Genomic DNA, 22,809 nt, shown 5'->3' with positions numbered 1-22,809 from the left:
ATGGCACACAAAAAAGCTGGTGGTAGTTCGCGCAACGGTCGCGACTCGGAATCAAAACGCCTTGGCGTCAAGCGCTACGGTGGTCAGTTCGTGCTCGCAGGGAACATTCTCGTTCGCCAGCGCGGCACCGAATACCACCCCGGCGACAACGTCGGCATCGGCAAGGACCACACCCTGTTCGCACTCAAGAACGGTGTCGTGCAATTTGCGGTCAAGGGCCCGTCCAGGCGCCGTACCGTGATCATCGTGCCCGAAGCGGCCTGATCTCGCGTCACGCGCTTGTGCAGTACAAAAGCCCTATCCCTGTGGTAGGGCTTTTTTTATTTTTCGATCAAGGTTGATCAGGCATGAAGTTTTTTGACGAAGCCCGCATCGAAGTCTTCGCCGGCGACGGCGGCAATGGCGCCGCCACCTTCCGCCGCGAGAAGTTCATCCCCAAGGGCGGCCCCAGCGGTGGCGACGGCGGGCGTGGCGGCAGTGTCTATGCCGTGGCCGACCGCAACATCAACACCCTGATCGACTACCGCTACACGCGCAGCTTCCGCGCCCAGCGTGGTGAAAACGGCGGCAGCCGCGATTGCTACGGCAAGGGCGGCGACGACATCACCTTGCGCTTCCCGGTCGGCACCGTGATCCGCCGGCTCGAAACCGACGAGCTCATCGCCGACCTCGACGAGGACGGCAAGAAGATCCTGATTGCGCGCGGCGGCCGCGGCGGCCTGGGCAACATTCACTTCAAGTCGAGCATCAACCGCGCCCCGCGCAAGAAGACCATGGGGCAGGAAGGCGAACAGCTCAGCCTCTACCTGGAGTTGAAGATCCTGGCCGACGTCGGCCTGCTCGGCATGCCCAATGCCGGCAAGTCGACCTTCATCCGCAGCGTGTCCGCGGCCAAACCCAAGGTTGCCGACTACCCCTTCACCACCCTCGCGCCCAATCTGGGCGTGGTGCGCACGGCGGAGAACCGCAGCTTCGTCATCGCCGACATTCCCGGCCTGATCGAAGGCGCGGCCGAAGGTGCAGGCCTAGGACACCAGTTTCTGCGCCACCTGCAGCGCACCCACGTACTGTTGCACCTGGTCGACCTTGCCCCCTTCGACCCCGAGGCCGACCCGGTCGCGGACGCCAAAGCCATCGTCGAAGAACTGCGCAAGTATGACGACGAGCTTTACGCCAAGCCGCGCTGGCTGGTGCTGAACAAGCTCGACCTGATCGCGCCGGAAGAGCAGGCAGCGCGTATTGCCGCCTTTCTCGAGGCCTACGGCCCGGTCGAGCGCCATTTCGAGATTTCCGCCATCAACGGCGAGGGCACCAAGCCGCTGATCTTTGCCCTGCAGGACTTCCTCGACGCCGAACGCACCCGCATCGAGGCCGAACGCGCCGAGCGTCATGCGGCAGAGGCCGCGCGCCTGGCTGCAATCGAGGCCGCACGCGCGGCCGCTGACGCCGCGTTCGAAGCGGAAGTGCTCAGCGCCCAGGACAGTCTGGCGGAGGACGAACTGCCCGCCGACAATTCGCCTGACGACGACGAGCCCGCCGACGCAAGCCGCTGAGGCGGCAACGGCGTGCGGCGCGCACTGCGTAGTCGCACGCCGCCCTGAAGCACCACCTTTGCCCCCAATCTCTGTTGACCCAAGGTTTGCAACACAGATGAGAACCAAGATCCGCAACGCCCGCCGCCTCGTGGTGAAGGTCGGCAGCGCCCTCGTCACCAACAACGGCGCCGGCCTCGACAAGGACGCACTCGACGACTGGGCGCGCCAGATCGCCGCGCTGCGCGCCACAGGGTACGAAGTGACCCTGGTGTCATCGGGCGCCATCGCCGCCGGCATGCAGCGCCTGGGCTGGAGCAAACGCCCGCAGGCGATGAGCAAGCTGCAGGCCGCGGCCGCCGTCGGCCAGATGGGCCTGGTCGAAGCCTACGAGAAGGCCTTCTCCCGCCACGGCCTGCACACCGCCCAGATCCTGCTCACGCACGAGGACCTCGCCGACCGCAGCCGCTATCTCAACGCCCGCAGCACGCTGACCACCTTGCTCGAGCTCGGCGTCGTGCCGATCATCAACGAGAACGACACCGTCGTCACCGACGAGATCAAGTTCGGCGACAACGACACCCTGGGCGCGCTGGTGGCGAACCTGATCGAAGCCGAGGCGCTGATCATCCTCACCGACCAGCAAGGCCTGTACACTGCCGACCCGCGCCGCGATCCGACCGCAACGCTGATTTCCGAGGGGCGAGCCGAAGACCGCCGCTACGAAGCCATGGCCGGCGGTGCGGGCACCGGCATCAGCAAGGGCGGCATGATCACCAAGATCCGCGCTGCCCAGCGCGCGGCGCGCAGCGGCGCTCATACCTGCATCGCCAGCGGTCACGAAACCGACGCCCTGCTGCGCCTGGCGCAGGGCGAGGCCATCGGCACCCTGCTCTACGCCACCAGCACCCGGCTGCAGGCGCGCAAGCAGTGGATTGCCGATCACCTCCAGCTCGCGGGCGATCTCATCATCGACGATGGCGCCGTGTCCGCCCTGAAGAGCGGGCGCAGCCTGCTGCCGGTCGGGGTGCTGGAAGTGCGCGGGGATTTCGAACGAGGCGCAGCCGTGGCCTGCCGCAGCATCGCGGGCGAGGAAGTCGCGCGTGGCCTGGTCAACTACAACGCCAGCGAGTGCCGCAAGATCGCACGCAAGCCAACCGCTGCCATCAAGGAGCTGCTCGGCTATATTGACGAACCGGAACTCATTCACCGGGACAATATGGTGGCATGCTGAGCCCGCTGACCCAGTATTGGGCAGTATGAACCCCCTGCCCGCGTTGCGCCCGGCGCAGGCCACCACGCTCCGGGAGCGACGAACACGCGGAGGGGAGATCGCACAGACGCTGCGCTGACCGGCAACACAGTCGTAACGCAGTCGTCGTCTGCACAGGGCGATCACACCCCTGTCCCCGCTACCGGCTGTGCTCTTCCCTTCAGATCGCGGTCGTGAGCATGCCCGCGCCGCCCGCCATGAGCTGCTGGCCAGTCCGGACCTCGCTTACTGCATCGTCCGCTTCTACAATGAGGTTCACCCGTACCCCACCTTGGCTAGCTGTCACCCAGCGCTTGCGACTGGGACATGGCCGCAACTTGACGCGTCGGCGTATCCAAGACGGCTTGCCCACTGCAACCCCATCACTGAAGCGCGTGCGCAACTCAGGCCATCGCCCCAATGCCATCCTCTCCCATGCGCATACTCCTGATGGGCGAAGGCTCCACCCTCGCCCATGTCGGTCGCCCCTTGCTGCTGGCCCGCGCCCTGCACCAGCTCGGGCACGACGTTGTCCTTGCCCGCCCGCAGGCCTACGCCTGGATGACTGCAGACGCCCCCTTTCGGGTAATGGATCTGGAAACCCAGCCCCCAACGGAATTCGCGCAACGACTGGACTCTGGCAAACCGCTCTATACCTTCAAGACCTTGCAGCAATACGTTGAAGATGACCGCAAACTTATCCAGGAGGTCCGCCCTGGCGCCATAATCGGCGACTTCAGGCTCTCCCTCTCGGTCAGCGCCCGGCTCGAACGTCTTCCTTATGCCACCATCTGTGACGCCTACTGGAGCCCGGAGACCCCACTAGCCCCCATCCTGCCGGTCTTTCCGTGGACCCAGTTCGCACCGCTTGGCCTGAGCCAGGCTCTGTTTCGCCACGTGGCGCCGCTGGCCTTCAGAATCCACGCCCGACCCATGGAGCGCCTGCGTCGCAGTTACGGGCTGCCTGGCTTCGAGGGCGACCTGCGCAAGTGCTACACCGACGCAGATCTACGTCTCTTCGCCAATCCGCCACCGCTGTTCCCCGATGTACACCCTCATTCGGGGGCGCTATTCATCGGCCCCCTCGCCTGGTCTCCCGATTCAGCGAAGTTCTCCGCGCCCCCTGCAGACGGACGACCCCTCGTCTACGTCACGATGGGCAGCTCAGGCTCACCGTCGGCTCTTTCGGCCCTTGTGCCGGCACTCGAACACTTCGATTGCAACATCGTGATCAGCACAGCGGGGCGCACGCTAACGAGCGAGCTGAAGAGCTCACGGGCCTACATCGCGGATTACCTCCCGGGAGACCTGATGTGCGCAATGGCCGATCTTGTGGTTTGTAATGGCGGCAGCCCAACGACCAATCAGGCCTTGGCAAACGGGGTCCCCGTGCTCGGCATCCCGCGCAACATGGATCAGTTCCTCAACATGCGGGCGATCGAGGCCTTCGGCGCCGGCCTCACGATCAGGGCCGACCGCAGTTCAGCGAAACTCGTCACCCTGGCCGTCGACCGCCTGCTTCATCACCCCGGCTATCGTGAGCAGGCAGGACGCATCCGGACCTCATGCTCCCGGTCCAACCTGAGCGACATCCTTCCCGTGATTCTGAACACGCTCGACCTCGTGCACTGATCAAAGCAACTGGTCAAAGCAAGGTCTCCGGGCTTTTTCCGCTTTGCTACAATCCCGTATGAATTCAGGTTGCTGAGGACGAGTCGTGCCGTAGCGCTGGCACAACTTCATCCACACGCAGCACAACCCACACCAGGGAAAGCCGCATGCAGAACCGTCGCCTTTACAAGCCTTTTCGAGCTCTTACCCTCAGCAGCATGCTGTTGCTGGGTGCCTGTGCTCAAGATCAAAGCCCGACTGAACAAGTCGAGAAGGCGCGCCAGCACCTTGCCGACAAATCCTTTTCCGCAGCATCCATCGAACTCAGCAACGCCCTTCAGCAAGACCCGCAGAATCGGGACGCGCGCTGGTTGCTGGCAAAAACCTCACTTGAACTTGGCGAGTGGCAGAAAGCGGAGCGGGATGCCCTGCTCGCAATGGGTCTTGGCATACCACGGGCCGAAGCGCTACCGGTGCTTGCCCGCGCCCTTCTCCAGCAAGGCAACACTGATCGTTTGCTGACCGAGACTTCCACCCTCCCGAACGATGCCTCGAAGTCAACACAGGCCACGCTGCTGAGCCTGCGCGGCGCGGCATTGTTGCTCAAGAGCGACGCCAACGAAGCCAGGATTCAGTTCGAGCGCGCCGAGGGACTCGACCCCGACAATCCGGATGTTCTGCTGGGGATGGCACAGCTACATGTTTTGCGCGCGGATTTCGAGCCCGCACGCACCCTGCTTGAGAAAGCCCTCGCACAGACGCCCGACCTCGCCGACGGGTGGTCGCTGCTTGGTGACCTTGAACTTGAGCAAGGCAACTTCGAGGCTGCAGAAAATGCCTACGACAAGGCCATTTCGGCACGTACCTACCGCAGTCTCGAACTTGCCCGACGCGCCCATGCACGCTTGCAGCAAGGCAAATTCAAGCCAGCTGAAGCCGACCTCGATGCGCTCAGCAGACAAGCTGGACACCCTTACGTCGCCTATCTGCGTGGACTGCTGTATTTCAATCAGCAAAAATTCAACGAAGCGGCTGTCGCCTTCGAAACCAGCATCACTGAAGCCCCGGCTTATCTGCCCAGTCGCCTGTACCTCGCAACCACGCGGCTCATGCTCAATCAACCCGAGCAGGCGCTGACGCATGCGGAATTCATCCGCTCAGCAGCCCCTGGCACGCGCGAAGCGAACGTTCTGGTTGGACTTGCCGAGATCAGCAAGGGCGAGTTCGCCGCCGCACGCTCGGCGCTTGCAGCAGCACTGAAAGGCAAGCCTGACGATGTCATCACGCTTCAAATGCTGGCATCCGCAGCACTGCTCGAAGGCGACGTACGTAGTGGCCTCGGTTATGCCGAGCGGCTGGCAGTCCTGCACCCGGATTCACGCTCTGTCGTCAGCCTGCTGATGCTCGCTCAACTGATGGCGGGTGCAGCCGTGCCGGAACTGCCCCCCGGCAAGGCCGACGAATACCAGTCCGCCTTCATCCTGGCCTTGCAGGCCTTCCGTGACGACCATTTCGACGACGCGCGTGCGCGCGTGAAGACCTTGCTCAGCGCCTACCCGGATCAAATCGATCCACTCGGGCTCGATGCTGCAATCGACCTCGCAAGCGGGCAGTGGCCACAAGCCCGGATCAAGCTGCAGAAGGTACTCGACCAACAGCCGACCAACCGCAGCGCTCGTCTGAACATGGCCAAGCTCGAACTCAATGATCACAACTACGAACGCGTCCGCGAACTGGTCGGACCTATCACTCTCAGCTCACCGACGGACGAGGCCTCAGCGCTGCTGCTGGTCGCGGCAGAGCATGCTCTCGGCAACGCGGAAGCAGCCAACCTCACGCTCGAGAAGCTCATCAAGGCAAACCCCGCCGCCGACACGGCTAGAGCACTCCTCGCGAGGCGCCACCTCAACGCGGACGCACCCGACAAGGCACTCGAAGTCCTGCGCAACCTGAGCGATGCACAACTGGCCGCAAACCCCCTCTTTCTCGAGCTCAGAGGCAGCGCAGCGCTAGCCAAGAATGATGCAACGGCGGCGAGAGCCAGCTTCGAACACCTCGTCCGGGTCGCTCCTGAGTCTGCGCGGGCACGCTTCATGCTCTCGGAAAGCCTGCTGCATGGCGGTCAATTCCTCAGCGCGCAGCGCGCACTGGACGAAGCACTCAAGCTTGATCCGCGCTATCTGCCCGCGCGCATCGGCGAGGTTCGTTTTCTGACTCATGCCAAGCTGTTCGACAAGGCTGCAGCAGCTGCCAAAAAACTGCTGCAGGACTTCGGTGAACTGCCGGAAGTGCTCGCCACAAGCGGCTGGCACGCCCTCGTCACAGGCGACTTCGTCGCCGCTGAAAACAATCTCGGTCGTGCGTTCGCCAAAACGCCGAACACCGAACTTGCGCTCGAACTGGTACGTGCGCAATGGGGACAGAAGAACTATGAAGCTGCTCTCAGCGGACTCAACACCTGGATCGACGCCCACCCGGGCGACATTGCGGCGCTCCTTCACCTGGCCGGAGCACACCTCAGCCTTGGCCAGGAAGCCGAAGCGGTCGCAGCCTATCAGCGGGTCCTCAAGCTAGAGCCGAACCACATCCCCTCAATCAACAACATCGCCTGGCTCAGCCGGGCGCAAAATCCGGAGGAAGCACTCCGTCTGGCACGGCGGGCGCTTGAGCTCGCGCCCGAGGACCCCCATGTTCTCGATACGCTCGGCATGCTCTATCTCGAACGCAAGGATTTTGCCCAGGCCGCGCGCTTCGTCACTGAAGCGAGTAAAGCAAGCCCCAAGGACATGCAGATTGCGCTCAATCTCGCGCGCGTTCAGATCGCCCAAGGCAAGATGAAGGATGCCCGAGAAACACTGGGCACAGTTCTGAAGGAGGGAAGTGGCTCACCCGTCGCAGAACATGCCCGCAAGCTCGTGGCCGAGCTCGACGCCCGCAACTGAGCCTCGCTGCCAGCCAAGTTCCCGCCGCTCGTCAGGAAACCCGAACCCATGAGCACGCATGAACCGTATCGCAGCCTGCTGGTGAGGGGCTGGAACTTCGCCTCCACCCTCATCGACAGCAAGGCGAGCGCGGCCAAGCTGTCATCATCAGCGCTGCTGGAAAAGACCGCGAAATCGTGCTCATCGCCCAGCCTCGACGGCGCAACGCTTGAAGCGCTTGAGCGTCTCGTCAATGCGCTCAACGACACCGCCGAGCTCCATCCATTCGGGCGTTACTACGTATCGCAGCTCCTGGCCGGCTTGTTGAGCAACCGCGGTCGCCTCGCCCAGCTGTGGCAGGAACGGCCGGAAATACTACGCGCCAGCACTGAGCAACCGCTCATCATCCTGGGGCTCCCGCGCTGCGGTACCTCCTTCCTGTTCAACCTCCTCGCGTGCGACCCGGCACACCGCTACCTGAGCAACTGGGAAGCCACGGTCTCCCAGATCCCCCCCGCGCGCGTGCGACGCCCCGAGCAGGATCCGAGACGACGGACCGGGCAGTTGCTGATGCACTTTCAACGCCATCTGGCGCCGCAGCTGGAGAACATCCACGAGTTCCACCTTGACGGTCCGGAAGAATGTACTCCGCTGTTGATGCAGGGTTTCGATACGCAGGCGCTCGCCGGGATGTTCAATGTCCCCGCCTTCTCGCAGTGGCTCAACAGCGTCGAACACCTGCCGACTTACCAGCACCACAAGCGCATCTTGCAAACCCTTCAGTCCTGCTATCCGGCGACACGCTGGCTGCTCAAATCTCCCGATCATCTCGCGGCGACTGACGCGATCCTGCAGGTCTATCCGGACGCCTGCCTGGTGCACCTGCATCGCGACCCGGTGCAGGCTGTGTCATCCTGGGCCAGTCTCAACGCGGCGTTTCGCGGCATCTGCTCGGCACGGATTGACCCGCAACAGCTCGGCGAACAAATTCTCGATCGCCTCGCGACCGACATGGATGCGTATCTGGAGGCAAGGCCCTCACATCCGCCAGCGCGCTTCCTCGACCTGCCCTACCAAGGCCTGACGGCCGATCCGATGCAGACCGTGCACAGCATCTACGATTACTTTGGGCTTGAGCTCAGCCCCGCGGCAGAACAGCGTATGGCGAGCTTTCTTGTGGCCGATCGCGAAAAGAGCCGGGGCCACAAGTACAGCCCGGAAGATTTCGGCCTCAGCGCCGGTGGCATTCGCGAACGCTTCGCCACCTACATGCAGCGCTTTGATGTCGCCCCACCGCGCTGAGGCCTTCTGAACCACGCATCAACCCCGAAAGAAGGGCTTAGCCATGCGACTCGCGGTGCTATCGGTGATTGCTTCCAGCGCGACGATTGCCACGCTTGCTGCGAAGATTTTTGATCTGGCCCCAGGCCTGCAGGCAGGCGCGGCTGCGCTCTCCGCATTGACGCTGGGCACGCTCCTGATCCATGCGTGGCGACTGTCGGGCAGACAGATTGCGCAAATCTCTGCGGACGGGACGCGCATCATGCGACTCCATGTCGCCACGCACATCGTGCCGGCAGCATTTGCGCTGGCAACCCTCTTTGGCGACCCGATCGAGCGTGCGTCCCCGCTGTGGATTGTCGCTTTCGCGCTCTTCTTCTACAGTGGTCGTCGCACCTGGCAGGCGCTACAAACCGGCTTCCCGTCTCCGATCTACTTCGTCTTCAAGCGCGGGAACAGCGCAATGCTGGGCATGAGCGTGATCCTCACGCTTATCGCAACGGCATTGCAATCCAACCCTTTGTTTGCCTTCGTCGCCGGGGTGTTGAAACTCTACGTCAGCATTCACTTTGTCCTGATGGGTATCGCCATCAGCAAGATCGACCACGATCTCGAGCCCAGCCTCAACCCAGAACATTGAAAGAGGGTTCCCGGGCGCCAACCGAGCACACACGTCAGACGTAAAAAAACCGCAGGCCTCAAGCCTGCGGTTTTTTTATGTGTCGTGCCCCCATCCCTGAGGGCACAGCCCGCCGACCGAAGTCGATCAGGCAGCCATCGCACCAGCGCGACGACGAGCACCACCCACGCCGAGCGCAGCCAGGGCACCACCAATCAACAACAAGGTGCCGGGTTCCGGGACCTGGGTCACGTTCACACTCGTCGTCCCAGCCAGCGTCAGCGCATAACGGCCCGCCTTCAGACCGGCAATGTTCAGACTGAATGCACTGCCCGGGGTGCCCAAGCTATGCGTCAGCGTCGAAGAAAGCGGACCAACACCGAGCGTTTCGTTGAGGCTCTCGCTATCCACCTCAGCACAACCCAGCACGTTCACGCAGATGGCGTCGCCGTTGACGCCGTTCGGCGACCAACTCACGAAAGGACTCGCGCCGGCGCCGCCGGACAGACGATTCAAGGTGAAGTTGGTTGTGATGTTGGTCTGCGCAATACCGGCCGTGTAAGGCGGCACCAGCGACACGTCGGCCTTCATCTCCGGGTTGGCGATGAAGCTCAGAGCCATGTTCGCCGTTTCAGTGATGTCGAAGGTGAAGGTCCAGGTCGTGTTCGACTGGATGTTCGCCGAGGCCTGGGCTTGACCCTTGCCCAAGACTTCCGCCTCGGCTACTTGCCGAGCGTGCGACGGAATACCATTGACCAGCTGCGCGGTCGTGATTTCAACGTTCGAGTTCGCAAAGGTGCCGGTATACTGGCCCATCAGCGAATAGTTCGAGTTAGCACGGACCACGGTGGAACCGGGTGCGTTCGCTGCATTCACCGTCAACACTGGCCCAGGGGAAGTACCGCAATTGCCGACGAGGCTGGAGCAGCCTGCGGCAAACGCTTGCGTGTTGCTGTTCAGCGTCGCGGAGTCCTCGACGTTGAAAGTGAACTGCGGATTCAGGTTGGTGATCAGCGCGCCGCTGCTCGCGTTCACAAACCCGATGGTGAGGTTGCTGATGTCCAGCGACGAACCTGCATAGACGCTGGCAGAAGCCTGCCCTGAAACGCCCATTGCAAGACCGGCCAGCAGAGCCATAGCGAGCGTTGTCTTCTTCATGTTCATTGTGTCCTCCGATTCAAAAAAATTACTGCTGGCGTCTGGCGCCCTTGACCTTGAAGAAGGTCTCAGCACTACCGAATCGCTCGCACATCTATAAGCAATTACCAGGCCAGATATTTTAATCTATTTAAATACAACACGTTAGAGGACAGATTGAAATTCAAAAAGGGGTTTCCGAGGCCATAGTGTAAAAAAAACCGACACCTCGCCGCTCACCCATCCCTGTGCACATCCGACCACATCAGCTCAGTGAGCGGCTTACGCACGGAGCGCGAACTCGGCAAATCGGAAACCCCGACGCGAGCAAAAAACACGAACGGATCGTCCACAGCAGCGGGCACGATCGCCTCGAAATTTCGTGCGAGTGCCAAGCCCGCTGTGTCAGCACCTTGTCGCGCCGAGAGCGAACGCCCAGCCTGCGCATACCAGCGAAAGATCACCGGCGTCATCTCGGGCTGAAGGTGCATACCCTGCTCCTCGGCTGCCAGCCACAGGCGTTGCAGCGCAATTCCGGCCTTGAGGTAGTCAGACAGTTCAACAGGCCTGCGCAGGGGCTGCATCAAGACATGTGCGGAACATGCAAGTGCGGGCAGGAAGTCGAGCTGAATGCGTGGCACCACCGTGCCGAGCAGGTAACGGTTGAAAAAGTCGACCCGCTGCCAGCTCTGCATCACCCAGCGCATCAAGCGTGAGGTCATGGGGTCGACGCCGACCGCCCGATCAGGGATACGATCCTCGCTGAACTGGACGCCCCACTCGATGATGCTGCGATGCACCTCAAAGGCCTCAGGCGTCGTAAGCCGGATGTGAGCATTCGCCCACAGCAAACGCGCGACGCGGAGCCGGTCGGCAAAGGTCTCGAAAAATCGCAGGCGATATTCCGGGCCGACCGCGCGCGCGAGTGCCTCGCGCTGCCCGGGCGCAAGAGCGCTGAAGCGCATGGGGCGGCGCTGCACAACTCGGGTTTCGATGAAGGCCTGCAGCGGATCGCGCTCGATGGTGGCGTCCGGCACCAGGCGGACATCATAAATCGGGGTCGTCTCCGGGCAATCCGGACGTACGCGCCATTCCACCCGCATGCCATGGCAACTCGCCGCAAGCCGGATCGTCTCGAGCAGTGCACCATGCGCAAGCTGGCTGGCACGACCATCGAAATCGTAGAGGACGTGATCGCGGGTGTCGAACCCATGCACGGCAAGGTGCGCCGCGTCCACCAGCTCGAAGCGCCACGGCTGCGTATTGTCGCCGCTCGGCGCCCAGCGCGCGCGCTGAAGTATGTCTTGGAGCAGACTTGAATCACTCATGCCCAGCCTCGGAGGTGTTCTTCATACGCTGTAACTGCCTGCGTCCCAGCCAGAGCCCTATACGTTGAAGCGGATTGCGATGCCCGCCCGGGCGCCAGGTACGTTTGAGGCGATTGCGGTAAGCATCAAACTGATACCCCCAGGGCGCTTTCAAGACCTCACCACGACCAAGCAGCAGCTTCAATGCATCAACCGCGGTGACGCCTGCGCAGATCTGGCAGGCCGCAATCGTCGACGGCCCCTTGCGGGCACGCAGGTCCACCCGTGAGGGGTCCGCGAGGTAGCTGCGTTGCAACATGCCGGGCGAGAGCCCGAGCAGGAAGCGCACGGCCATCTCCTCTTCGGTGCAACCTGCAAGACCGAAATAGTCATCAAAGGACATGCTGTCTTCGGTAAACACCAACACCGCCGTACCCATGCCCAGCGGCGCAGCAGTGATCGCCGGGATGCCTCGATTGCGACAGGCAGAGAATACGGCTCGTCGGGCTGAGAAGGCGAAGAAATCCAGCGCGTCAACGTAGAGATCAACACCTTCGAGAAAGTCGTCAAGGTTGGCGGCGTCAACACCATCGGCGAAAATACTGAGGTTCAACCCGGGATTGATATCCTCGGCCATCCCGCGCAAGACCTCGACCTTGGGCTGACCGATGGTGGAAACCAGAGCCCCCGCCTGTCGATTGAAGTTGGCCAGGTCGAACCGATCGAAATCAGCAATGTTGAAGCCGCCGATCCCCAGCCTGGCCAGCGTCAGCAAGTGCACGCCCCCCACCCCCCCCATTCCGGCGATGGCGACCCGCTTACCGCGCAGCAAGCCTTGCTCGGCTTCCGTAACCCAGCCCAGGTTGCGGGAAAAGGCGGTGTCGTAGTCAAAATCGCCCTGCATCCGCGATTCTCCTTCTGTGAGGTTGTCCCAACGGCTATGATAGCTCCGGTTATCTGTGACACGCGACACGATGCTCGACGAAGCCACAAACCACGCCAGGCTCACCCTCCTGATGGCGCTCCGCAACCTCTTTCGCCAGCGTCGAAGGGCGGCCTTGGCGCTCCTCATCATTTCTGGCGGAGTGGTCACCTTTTTGCTCGCGGGCGGGTTTATCCACTGGCTACTCGGAAATATGCGCGAGTCCACGATTCACTCTCAGCTCGGCCACGTACAGGTGATTCGTCCGGGCTATTTCCGCCAGGGCCTCGGCGACCCCTACCAGTATCTTTTGCCTGCTGATTCAGGCGTAGCCAAACACGCGGGAGTGGAGCGCCTGCGCACGGTAGCCCCAAGGCTTGTCTTCAACGGCCTGATTTCGCTTGGCGACAATACGGCTTTGAGCTTCACCGGAGAAGGCATCGAGCCCGAACTCGAAGCTCCCATTGCGCGCTCGGTCCGGATCGTGGCGGGTAACAACCTGGCCTCAAGCGAGGAGCAGTCAGCCATTCTCGGGCAAGGTCTGGCGGCCAACCTGGGCGCCAGACCTGGCGACACCATCGTTTTGCTTGCGAACACAGCCAAGGGTGGCCTGAACGCAGTCGAGTTGAAGGTCGTCGGCACCTTCGCCACCACCGCCAAGGCATACGATGACGCAGCGCTGAGAGTACCGATAGACATAGCCCGCAAGCTGATGCGGGTGGAGGGCGCAACCAGCTGGGTCGTGCTGCTCGAGGAAACGGACGGAACCGATGGCGCGGTGGAGCGTCTGCGCCAGGCCTTGCCAGCGGACAAGTTCGAAGTCATTCCTTGGTACGAACTTGCCGACTTCTACAACAAGACCGTCAAGCTATTCACACGCCAGGTCGATGTCGTGCGACTGCTGATCGCACTGATCGTCATACTGAGCATTTCAAACACTTTGTCGATGGCGGTCATAGAACGAACGGGCGAGATCGGTACGACCATGGCCCTTGGCGTGCGCCGGCGCGGCGTGATGGTGATGTTTCTCACCGAGGGCGCGTTGCTGGGTGCGATTGGAGGCCTGCTCGGCGTGGGCCTGGGCGCGCTGCTGGCGATGGCCATTTCTGCCGTTGGCATCCCCATGCCGCCACCGCCGGGTATGGATATCGGCTTCATCGGACGCATTTCGATCTCGCCCGGATTGGCGATGGACGCCTTCACCCTCGCGTTCATCACCACGCTATTGGCCAGCATCATGCCGGCCTGGAAGGCTTCGCGGATGAACATCGTCGACGCGCTGCGTCACCAAAGGTAGGGCATGCTAGTCCGACTTGCGCTCAGAAACCTGCTGCGTCAACGAGTTCGCACTTTGATGACGCTGACTGCGATCGTGTTTGGCGTCTGTGGACTGATCGTGTCAGGCGGCTTCGTGCAGGACATCTTCGTGCAGCTGGGAGAGGCCATCATCCACTCGCAGACCGGACACGTACAGGTCTTCCGCAAGGACTTCATCGAGCGCGGGACACGCCAGCCCGAGCGTTTCCTGATCGATGATCCGCACCTACTTTCCAAACGCGTGGAGGCCTTGCCGCAAGTGAAGGAGGCGACGCTGAGACTGAGCTTCACAGGCTTGCTCAACAACGGCAGACGTGACCTGGGCATCATCGGCGAAGGAATCGAGCCCGACAAGGAGGCGCGCCTCGGAACCTTCCTCCAGATCATATCGGGCAGACACCTGAAAGATGACGACGTATTCGGCATGGTTATTGGCCAGGGTGTGGCACATTCGCTGAGCCTGAAAGTGGGCGACAGCGTCAGTCTCGTGCTGAGCACAGCCGACGGAGCGATGAACACGCTGGACTTCGAACTGATCGGTGTGTTTCAGAGCTTTTCAAAGGAGTTCGACTCCCGTGCGGTGCGCATTCCGCTCACTGCCGCGCAGGAACTGCTCGATACCGCCGGTGCGAATCTGCTGGTCACAACCCTCCACCGCACCGAAGACACCGACACGGCCCATCACGCAATTTCCGCGCTGCTCAAGGACAGCAAGCTGGAGGCCAGGCACTGGCGAGCGCTCTCCGACTTCTACGAGAAAACGCTGACGCTATATGAGCGCCAGTTCGGCATCCTGCAGGCGATCATTCTATTGATGGTGTTGCTGTCGGTCGCAAACAGCGTCAACATGACTGCGTTCGAACGCCTGTCCGAGTTCGGCACGATGCTCGCTCTGGGCAACCAGAATCGTCATATATTCCGGCTGATCGTCACGGAAAATCTGATGCTTGGTTTGTTCGGCAGCTTGCTTGGGGTGGCGATCGGTATCGCCGTCGCAATGGCTGTGTCGAAAATTGGAATTTCCATGCCCCCGCCTCCCAACTCAAATGTGGGTTACACGGCCATGATACGCATCGTCCCCCACACTCTGCTATCGGCTTTCCTGACCGGTTTTGTTGCAACGCTGCTGGCATCTCTACTGCCTGCCAAGCGCATCTCGTCCATACCTGTGGCAACCCTGCTTCGCCAAGGCGCTTAGTCATGTCCATCATTGAACCAATCAATCTCGGCACGGGTTTCAAGAAGTATTTCAACATCTGCGCCGCAACGACGGACGCCTTGCTTGGAGATGTCTTCCACATCCGGCACGAGGTCTATTGCGAAAACCTCAAATTCGAAGCCCTGCGTCCCGATCGGCGCGAAACCGACCACTACGATGCACACAGCGTGCACTGCCTGCTGCGCAAGGTCGATGAACCTTTTGACTCCGTCGGCTGCACACGGCTCGTGCTGACCAATCCCGAGCAGCCCGAAGAACTGCTCCCGTTCGAGAAAACTTGCGGTGCTTTGCTCGACCGTTCAATCGTCGACCCCTCGCGGCTGGCGCGCGGACGCATCGCGGAAATCTCCAGACTCGCGGTGCGCGGCCAATATCGGCGCCGCAAGGGCGAGGAGCACGAGCAGGCGCCAATCAATAGCTCGGACTTCTCCACCGGTGCGCAGCCACGCTTTCCGTATATCCCCACGAGTCTGTTGCTGGGTGCGGTGGCGCTCGCCGAACGGCAGCAGATCGAAACGGTTTTTGTCCTCACCGAACCGCGCCTCGCCGCCCACTTCGCCAAGCTTGGCGTGGAGGTGATCCAGATCGGAGCGCCCATCTCACATAGAGGCACTAGAGTTCCGTCGATGATGCGCACCGAGGAGATCATCCGCAACATGCGCAGCCTGCTTCTGCCCCTGTGGCGCGTCGTGCGCGAAGAGATCGGCAAGAGCTTCGACGAACAGGCAAAAACCTGAATCGACACCCCATTTGACACCGTGTGCCCAGCTCATCGAGCGCACCAAAACAGACAGGCCCGCTGATCACCAGCGGGCCTGTCTGTTTGCAAGCGCATGCTGCCGTCGAGTATCAGCCCTTCAGCGCGGCCTTGATCTGATCCAGCGTGCTCGGATCGTCGATGGTCGTTAGGTCGCCCGCATCACGCCCTTCGGCGAGCGCCTGGATGGAGCGGCGCAGCATCTTGCCTGAACGCGTCTTGGGCAGACCACCGATGAAGAGCACCCGCGCCGGACGGGCAATCGCACCCAGGCTGGCGTCGACCTTCTTCATCACTTCCTTTTCCAGCGCGGCGCGTTTTTCAGCCGTATCGACCACGCTGGCGTCCTTCACCACCGCGAACGCCATCGGCATCTGCCCTTTGAGCGCGTCGGCAACCCCGACCACCGCAACCTCGGCGATGGCTGGGTGAGCCTGCACGGCCTCCTCGATCTCGCGCGTGCCGAGACGGTGGCCGGCGACGTTGATGACGTCGTCCATGCGACCAAGGATGCTGTGGTAGCCCTTGTCGTCCTTGATGCCCCAGTCGGACGAGGAGTACACCACCGGATCGGTGAACAGGCTGAAGTAAGTGCTGACGAAACGATCGTCCTGGCCCCAAACGGTCGACAGGCAGCCTGGCGGCAGCGGCGGCATGATGCCGACAATGCCCTTCTCGTTGGCGTCGCACTCGCTGCCGTCCTCGCGGAAGATGCGCAGGTCGTAGCCATACACCGGAAAAGCAGGCGAACCGAGCTTGATCGGGCTGCCGTCCACGCCACGGCAGATGGACAGCATCGGCCAGCCGGTCTCGGTCTGCCAGTAGTTGTCGATGACCGGGATACCCAGCTCTTCCATGATCCACTGATGCGAGGTCTCGTCGAGCGGCTCACCCGCCAGGAACAACTGCCGCAGCGACGACAAATCGTATTTCTTGAGGAAAGCCGGGTCCTGCTTCTTCAGCACACGCACCGCGGTGGGTGCGGAGAACATCACGCTGACCTGATATTTCTCGACGATCTGCCACCAGATGCCTGCATCCGGGCGCAGCGGCGTACCTTCGTACATGATCGTTGCCATGCCACCGATGAGCGGACCGTAGACGATGTAGCTGTGGCCAACCACCCAGCCGATGTCCGAGGTCGCGAACATGGTTTCGCCCGGGTTGCCGGCAAAGATGTGCTTCATCGACGCCGCCAGGGCGACGCAATAACCACCCGTGTCACGCTGCACGCCCTTGGGCTTGCCAGTGGTGCCCGAGGTGTAAAGGATGTAGCTGGGCGCGGACGACTCCATCCACTCGACCGGCACCTGGGCGTCCATGTGCTTCGCGCGCAACTCGGCGTAATCGACGTCACGCCCTGCGACTCTGGAGAAACCCTTGTCGAGGCCACGGTTGACGATCAGCACCCTGGCCGGGGGAAACTCGGCCAGGGTGCAGGCCTCATCCACCAGATGCTTGTAAGGCACCGGCTTGCCGTTGCGCATCCCCGCATCCGAACTCACCATCAGCACCGGCTTTGCATCATCGATACGGGTGGCCAGCGAGCCTGCGGCGAAGCCGCCGAACACCACCGAATGAATCGCGCCAATGCGTGCGCAGGCCAGCATCGCAAAGGCCGCCTCGGCGATCATCGGCATGTAGATCAACACCCGGTCGCCACGCCTGACTCCCAACTCCTGGTAGATCGCGGCCATGCGCTCCACTTCGCGCTGCAGTTCGGCAAAGGAGTACACCTTCTCTTCGTTGGTCTCGGTCGAGATGTACACCAGCGCACGGTCGTCGGGCCGCTGGGCAGCGTGGCGGTCGACCGCGTTGTAGCAAAGATTGGTCTCGCCGCCCTTGAACCATTTCACGAACGGCGGCTGCGAGTAGTCGCAGACCTGCTCGATCGGCTTGTTCCAGTGCACGAGCTGGGCCTGCTCCGCCCAGAATCCATCACGGTCATCGATCGAGCGGCGATAAAACTGCTGGTAGTCGGTCATTGCATCCTCTCCCTGGTTGATTCCCTGTCCTGCAGGTGACGTGCTGCCCGGTCGAAGATGCACGCAAGCGCCTTCGGCATGGGCGGCGGCTTTCGACTCAGACGGTCGTTTGGGTACCCTCTCCGTCGCCACCACCGGTTTCTGCCCCGAGTTGAAATTGTTGGAGTTGCTTGAGAGGCAGTCCGCAGTGGAGTCGCGATTCTATCAACTCAAACAAGGGCATCAGCGTGGCAATGAGCTCGGGCAAACGTGCCTCGACCTCACCCGGCGAGCCCGCGCGCAACTGACGCAGCGCAGCATCCACACTGCACTGCCGCGCAAGCTGGCGCTCGAGCAGCTGCGGGTCCACCCGCCCCCGATCCGCGACCACGCAGTTGCCACCCAGGGCGCGCCCCTGAAGCACACGCTCGGACGCGAGCGCCAGCATCTCGCTGACCTTGATCCGGCCGTCGACTTCCGAACTGGCTACGCCAATGGTGACGGTGACGCGGATGCGCTCCTCACGAAACGCCATCACCAGCTTCTCGAAGCTGCTGCGCAGACGCATGGCAAAGGCGCAGCCTGAAACCAGGCCGATGCCTGGCGACAGCAGCACGAACTGCGAATTGGAGCGTTGCGCGATGTTGTCTTCGGTACGGATACGCGCGGTCACCATCTTCGTGAGCTTGCGCGCGATGAGTTGCATGACGTGCAGGCCGTGGCGCTCCAGCAGGGCGTCATAGCCGTCAAGCTCGATCACCATGGCCGCGACCTCGGTGTGGTAGCGGCGCGCCTCCGCCAGCGCTTGCGCGCCGCGATGCTCGACATAGGCGGGGCTGAGCAAGCCACTGTCGGGGTCCTGCGGGCTCTGGCGTGCCCAGGCTTCGCGTCCACGCTCGAGCTCACCGCGCGTCTGGGAGAGCTCGAGCAGCGCGCTCAGCGTTGCGAGCAACTCGACGCTGCCCGCCCCCTTCGCGACAAAACCGTTTGCCCCCAGCGCCAGTGCACGCGCACGCGCGCGCTCGTCCTCATCACCCGAGATGATGACCACTGGCAGCTCACGCACCCGCGCCACTCTGGACGCCCGGATGCGCTCGAGCAAGGCGAAGCCATCAAGGCGCGGCATGCCGATGTCGGTCAGCACCAGATCGATCGCCGGATCGACCAGCAAGGCCTCCCACCCCGCCTCGCCATCGACCTCTTCGCGCGCCTCGAAACGACCGCGGATGTGCTTGAGGATGGACGCCCGCACCATGCGCGAGTCGTCCACCACCAGAATGCGGGGCAGTCTGTCAGGCGTGCTCATTGCCCCCCCTGTACGGCTTGTGTCCGGGCTCAGCCGCCGATGCGCACGACCGTGCGCCCCTTGACCCGGCCGTGGATGAAGTCGTCGAAGGCGGTGGGCAAGGCGTCGAACCCGATCGTGCGCGTCACCGCCGCGAGCTGGCGGGGCTTGAGGTCGGTGGCCAGACGATCCCAGACGCGCTGGCGTGTGGGAAAGCCCATGTAGCCCGAATCAATGCCCAGTAGACTGACCCCACGCAGGATGAAGGGGAACACCGTGGTGCTGATGTTGAAGCTCGCCGCGTTGCCGATGCTGGCCACGGTGCCAGCCTGCTTCATCGTCGCCAGCACCCAGTGCAGGATCTGCCCGCCGACGTTATCCACTGCCCCCGCCCACTGTGCGGCCTCGAGCGGACGCGTGCTGTCGAAGTCGATCTCGGAGCGCAGTTTGATCTCCGCCGCACCGAGCATCCTCAGGTAATCACCCTCTTCCGCCTTGCCGGTCAGCGCCACGACGTGGTAACCCAGTTGCGCCAGCATGTCGATGGCGAGGCCGCCCACACCACCGGTCGCACCGGTGACGATCACCGGGCCATTGGCCGGCGCCAGTCCGTTGTCTTCCATGCGCACGATGCCGAGCGCGGCTGTGAATCCGGCGGTGCCCAACGCCATGGACTCGAACAGGTCCAGCCCCTCAGGCAAGGCCACCACCCATTGCGCCGGCACGCGCGCATACTCGGCGTAACCGCCGTGATGCGCAACGCCGATGTCGAAACTGGTGGCAATGACCTGGTCACCGGCCTTGAAGCGGGCGTCGGCACTCTCGACCACCTCACCCGCCAGGTCGATGCCGCCCACGCAGGGAAAGCGCCGGATGATCCTGCCCGCGCCAGTGGCGGCGAGCGCGTCCTTGTAGTTGATGCTGGAATAATGCACACGAATCGTGACTTCGCCGGCGTCAAGCTGCTCGGGAGCCAGCGTCGCCATGCTGGCAAGCACTTTTCTGTCCGCATCCTGATTGATCACAAAGGCCTTGAACGGATTCATACGAGCGCTCTCCCTGCGGTGGAATATCACGGAACGTCTGTGCACAATTGGCGATAATTATAGCGCCATAGATGAGTCGCTCTGGCGCATCGCTTCAGTTCGGGCCGCGCCAGCCGATAATCCTGCCACTGGAATTTCGCTGCGTGCGCCCATGAGCCAACTGCTTGCCCCCCTGCCGTCGGTCGAGGCCTACGTCGCCCACTTTTCCCAACAGACACTCCCCGTGCTGCGGCGCACGGTGCACGAACTCGATGCGCTGGGCGTCGACCCGGACCGCGCCGGCAGTCGCCAGATCGCCGCCATCGTGCTCAACGATCCGCTCATGACGATGCGCCTGCTGACTTATCTCGAGACCCACAGACGAAAATCGCAGAACCATGACATCACCACCATCGAGCGCGCGGTGATGATGATCGGCCTTGAGCCTTTCTTTCGTATCTTCAATGACTTGCCCACCGTGGAGGATGCCCTCAAGGAACACCCTCGGGCCTTGGTCGGTGTGCTCAGGACGATCGCGCGCGCGCGGCGAGTGGCCGAACTCGCGCGCGAATTCGCGGTGATGCGGCACGATCTCGATGTGCAGGAAATCACCGTTGCCGCCACCCTGCACGAAGCCACCGAAATCGTGTGCTGGATCCACGCTCCCGCCCTCACCGCGCAGGTCTATGCGCTCCAGGCTGCTGACCTCCGCATGCGCTCGGCCCATGCGCAGCGGCAGGTCTTTGGCGTCACCGCGGGCGAAATCCAGCTCGGCCTGATCCGCGCATGGCGCCTGCCCGGCTTGCTGGTGCAACTGCTTGACGACAGCCTGCAGGATGACCCCCGTGTCCGTACGATAAAGCTGGCTGCACGCATCACCCGTCACCTCGCACGCGGCTGGGATGATCCCGGTGTGCCCGACGACATCGCCGAGCTCGAAGCCCTGCTGCGCGTGCAGCGCGAGACCTTGCTCAAGCGCCTCGGCGCCCCCGAGGACGCCCGCGAACGTCTGCTATCCTCCCCACCCCCGCCTCACCAGGCCTGCGCGCACTGAGCCTTATTCGTATCGCCTGCGTGTGCCTCTGCAGACCATACGGCCCACGAGCGGAGTAACATCAAACATTCGCAATGGAGTCAGACCCATGAGCATCTCTACCGCAGTGCTGCTCGGCCTCGCTGTCGTCGCGCTTGTCTATGGCGTGTTGGTCTACAACGGACTCGTCAATCTGAAGCACGGTGTCGCCAAGGCCTGGGCCAACATCGACGTGCTGCTCAAGCAGCGCCATGACGAACTGCCCAAGCTGGTCGAAGTCTGCCGCCAGTACAAGCACTTCGAACAAGCCACCCTTGCCCGCGTGACCGAGGCGCGTGCGCGCGTGGCCGCGGCACGCGAGGCGCATGATGTCGGCGCACTGGGCGCCGCCGAAAGCATGCTGAGGGCCGGCCTGGGGCAGATCTTCGCGGTTGCCGAGGCCTATCCCGAATTGAAGGCAAACGAACATTTCATGCAGTTGCAAAGCCGCATCACCGCGCTGGAGAACGGCATCGCCGACCGACGCGAGCTCTACAACGAGGCGGTCAACCTGCTCAACGTGCGCATCGAGCAATTCCCCGACCTGATCATCGCCCGCCTGTTCGCCTTCGTCAGCCAACCGCTGCTGCAGTTCTCGAGCGCGGAGAAGGCTGACATCGACCTCAAGGCCCTCTTCAGCGCCTGAGCCTGCGCGACCCAGGGCGACTCTCCCAAGGCATGCTGGTCCGCCTCAAGCACGCCCGACTGGACGCGGCGCTGCCCTTGCTGCAGCTCGGCGTGATCGCTGCCGCGCTGCGTGCAGACACGGCCTGGGGCAGCATCGCCGCCCTCGCCCTGCTGCTGGCCAGCGGACTCTACGGCTGGTTGCGCTCGGTGCAGCACTCCCGCCTGATCCTGGACACACCCACATCCCGCATCGCGTCCGCAGCCCAGGGCTATGTAGAGCTGCGTGGCCGCGCGCGTGCGCTGGCCGGCACTCCGCTTCATTCCCCGGTCGATGGCCTGCCGGTGTTGTGGTACCGGGTCCTCACCGAGCGCCGCCGCGCCGACGGCAAGTGGCACACGGTCGATACCAGCGAAAGCGATGCCTCCTTCCTGCTCGACGATGGCAGCGGCGTGTGCGCGGTGGACCCCGAAGGCGCCGAGATGCTGGTGCGACGGCGTGATGTCAGCACACGTGGCGACACCCGCAGCACGCAGTGGTCACTGATCAATAACGACAGCGTCTACGCCCTGGGCGAATTCATCACGCTGGGCAGCGTCAGTGCCGACTTCGACAGCCGCGCTCAGCTAGGCGAGCTGCTCGCGACCTGGAAGGCGGACAAGGCCCAGCTGCTGCAGCGCTTCGACCTTGACGGCAACGGCGAACTCGATGTGCGCGAATGGGAGCTTGCGCGCATGGCGGCAAAGCGCGAAGTCGGCCGTGTGCGCAACGAGATCCTGGCCGCACCCGAGGCGCACGTGATGCGAAAGCCCCTCCAGCCGCGCCTGTATCTGATCTCTGATCTTGACCCGCACAGGATCGCACGCCGCTATCAGTGGCTGGCGGCCTTCCACCTCGCAGTGTTCCTTGGCGCAGCGGCTGCGAGCGCCTGGTTCAGCCAGCTCGGCGTCTTCTAGCGCCCGC

The 22,809-nt window shown here is 62.8% G+C and carries 19 protein-coding genes; 13 read left to right on the top strand and 6 right to left on the bottom strand.

Annotated features, from left to right (window positions below):
* The 7 genes from rpmA to M622_RS30575 all read left to right on the top strand — a co-directional run bounded on the left by rpmA (position 1) and on the right by M622_RS30575 (position 9,237).
* Positions 1-264: a 50S ribosomal protein L27 gene (gene rpmA / locus M622_RS30605; protein WP_021249471.1), complete on the top strand. Its 264-nt coding sequence runs from the start codon at positions 1-3 to the stop codon at positions 262-264.
* Between the two features lie 83 nt (positions 265-347).
* Complete coding sequence (gene cgtA / locus M622_RS30600) at positions 348-1,553, top strand: Obg family GTPase CgtA (RefSeq protein WP_021249470.1); 1,206 nt, start codon at positions 348-350, stop codon at positions 1,551-1,553.
* A gap of 97 nt (positions 1,554-1,650) precedes the next feature.
* The gene (proB, locus tag M622_RS30595) at positions 1,651-2,766 is read left to right on the top strand and encodes a glutamate 5-kinase (protein WP_021249469.1); all 1,116 of its coding nucleotides are present in this window, start codon (positions 1,651-1,653) and stop codon (positions 2,764-2,766) included.
* Between the two features lie 453 nt (positions 2,767-3,219).
* Positions 3,220-4,416 carry a glycosyltransferase gene (locus M622_RS30590; RefSeq protein WP_021249468.1) on the top strand — a complete coding sequence of 399 codons (1,197 nt, stop codon included), beginning with the start codon at positions 3,220-3,222 and terminating at the stop codon, positions 4,414-4,416.
* Positions 4,417-4,562: 146 nt separating this feature from the next.
* A complete protein-coding gene (gene prsT / locus M622_RS30585; protein WP_031346897.1) occupies positions 4,563-7,337 on the top strand; it encodes an XrtA/PEP-CTERM system TPR-repeat protein PrsT in 2,775 nt (924 codons plus the stop codon).
* A gap of 48 nt (positions 7,338-7,385) precedes the next feature.
* Positions 7,386-8,618, top strand: a complete 1,233-nt coding sequence (locus M622_RS30580) for a sulfotransferase family protein (RefSeq protein WP_021249466.1) — start codon at positions 7,386-7,388, stop codon at positions 8,616-8,618.
* A 43-nt stretch (positions 8,619-8,661) separates the two neighbouring features.
* The gene (locus M622_RS30575; protein ID WP_021249465.1) at positions 8,662-9,237 is read left to right on the top strand and encodes a hypothetical protein; all 576 of its coding nucleotides are present in this window, start codon (positions 8,662-8,664) and stop codon (positions 9,235-9,237) included.
* Positions 9,238-9,363: 126 nt separating this feature from the next.
* Here the strand turns inward: M622_RS30575 and M622_RS30570 are convergent, their stop codons facing one another.
* The 3 genes from M622_RS30570 to M622_RS30560 form a co-directional block, all read right to left on the bottom strand.
* On the bottom strand, positions 9,364-10,380 hold the full coding sequence (locus tag M622_RS30570; RefSeq protein WP_245543063.1) for a PEP-CTERM sorting domain-containing protein: 1,017 nt from the start codon (positions 10,378-10,380) through the stop codon (positions 9,364-9,366).
* A gap of 209 nt (positions 10,381-10,589) precedes the next feature.
* Positions 10,590-11,681, bottom strand: a complete 1,092-nt coding sequence (locus M622_RS30565; protein WP_021249463.1) for a nitroreductase family protein — start codon at positions 11,679-11,681, stop codon at positions 10,590-10,592.
* A complete protein-coding gene (locus M622_RS30560) occupies positions 11,674-12,564 on the bottom strand; it encodes a ThiF family adenylyltransferase (protein ID WP_021249462.1) in 891 nt (296 codons plus the stop codon). Before M622_RS30560 ends, M622_RS30565 begins: the two co-directional genes overlap by 8 nt.
* 70 nt (positions 12,565-12,634) lie before the next feature.
* Between M622_RS30560 and M622_RS30555 the strand changes: the two genes are divergently transcribed.
* From M622_RS30555 to M622_RS30545, 3 genes are read left to right on the top strand one after another with little or no spacing between them, the layout of a single operon-like run.
* Positions 12,635-13,879, top strand: a complete 1,245-nt coding sequence (locus M622_RS30555) for an ABC transporter permease (protein WP_021249461.1) — start codon at positions 12,635-12,637, stop codon at positions 13,877-13,879.
* A 57-nt stretch (positions 13,880-13,936) separates the two neighbouring features.
* Positions 13,937-15,097, top strand: a complete 1,161-nt coding sequence (locus M622_RS30550) for an ABC transporter permease (RefSeq protein ID WP_021249460.1) — start codon at positions 13,937-13,939, stop codon at positions 15,095-15,097.
* Between the two features lie 2 nt (positions 15,098-15,099).
* Entirely contained in the window at positions 15,100-15,855 is a 756-nt protein-coding gene (locus M622_RS30545; RefSeq protein ID WP_021249459.1) for a PEP-CTERM/exosortase system-associated acyltransferase, read from the top strand.
* Positions 15,856-15,967: 112 nt separating this feature from the next.
* Here M622_RS30545 and M622_RS30540 read toward each other — a convergent pair whose 3' ends face one another.
* From M622_RS30540 to M622_RS30530, 3 genes are all read right to left on the bottom strand, one after another.
* The gene (locus tag M622_RS30540; protein ID WP_021249458.1) at positions 15,968-17,860 is read right to left on the bottom strand and encodes a propionate--CoA ligase; all 1,893 of its coding nucleotides are present in this window, start codon (positions 17,858-17,860) and stop codon (positions 15,968-15,970) included.
* 97 nt (positions 17,861-17,957) lie between these two features.
* Complete coding sequence (locus tag M622_RS30535) at positions 17,958-19,145, bottom strand: response regulator (RefSeq protein ID WP_021249457.1); 1,188 nt, start codon at positions 19,143-19,145, stop codon at positions 17,958-17,960.
* Positions 19,146-19,174: 29 nt separating this feature from the next.
* Positions 19,175-20,170, bottom strand: coding sequence for an oxidoreductase (locus tag M622_RS30530; RefSeq protein ID WP_021249456.1), 996 nt, complete (start codon positions 20,168-20,170; stop codon positions 19,175-19,177).
* 151 nt (positions 20,171-20,321) lie between these two features.
* Here M622_RS30530 and M622_RS30525 point away from each other — a divergent pair, with 151 nt between their 5' ends.
* From M622_RS30525 to M622_RS30515, 3 genes are all read left to right on the top strand, one after another.
* Complete coding sequence (locus M622_RS30525) at positions 20,322-21,203, top strand: HDOD domain-containing protein (protein WP_021249455.1); 882 nt, start codon at positions 20,322-20,324, stop codon at positions 21,201-21,203.
* A gap of 88 nt (positions 21,204-21,291) precedes the next feature.
* Positions 21,292-21,867: a LemA family protein gene (locus M622_RS30520; protein WP_021249454.1), complete on the top strand. Its 576-nt coding sequence runs from the start codon at positions 21,292-21,294 to the stop codon at positions 21,865-21,867.
* A gap of 32 nt (positions 21,868-21,899) precedes the next feature.
* Entirely contained in the window at positions 21,900-22,802 is a 903-nt protein-coding gene (locus M622_RS30515) for a hypothetical protein (RefSeq protein ID WP_021249453.1), read from the top strand.
* The last annotated feature ends 7 nt before the right edge of the window (positions 22,803-22,809 follow it).

The sequence above is a fragment of the Thauera terpenica 58Eu genome (assembly GCF_000443165.1).
GTDB lineage: Bacteria > Pseudomonadota > Gammaproteobacteria > Burkholderiales > Rhodocyclaceae > Thauera > Thauera terpenica.
This window is presented reverse-complemented; position numbering and strand designations above follow the sequence as displayed.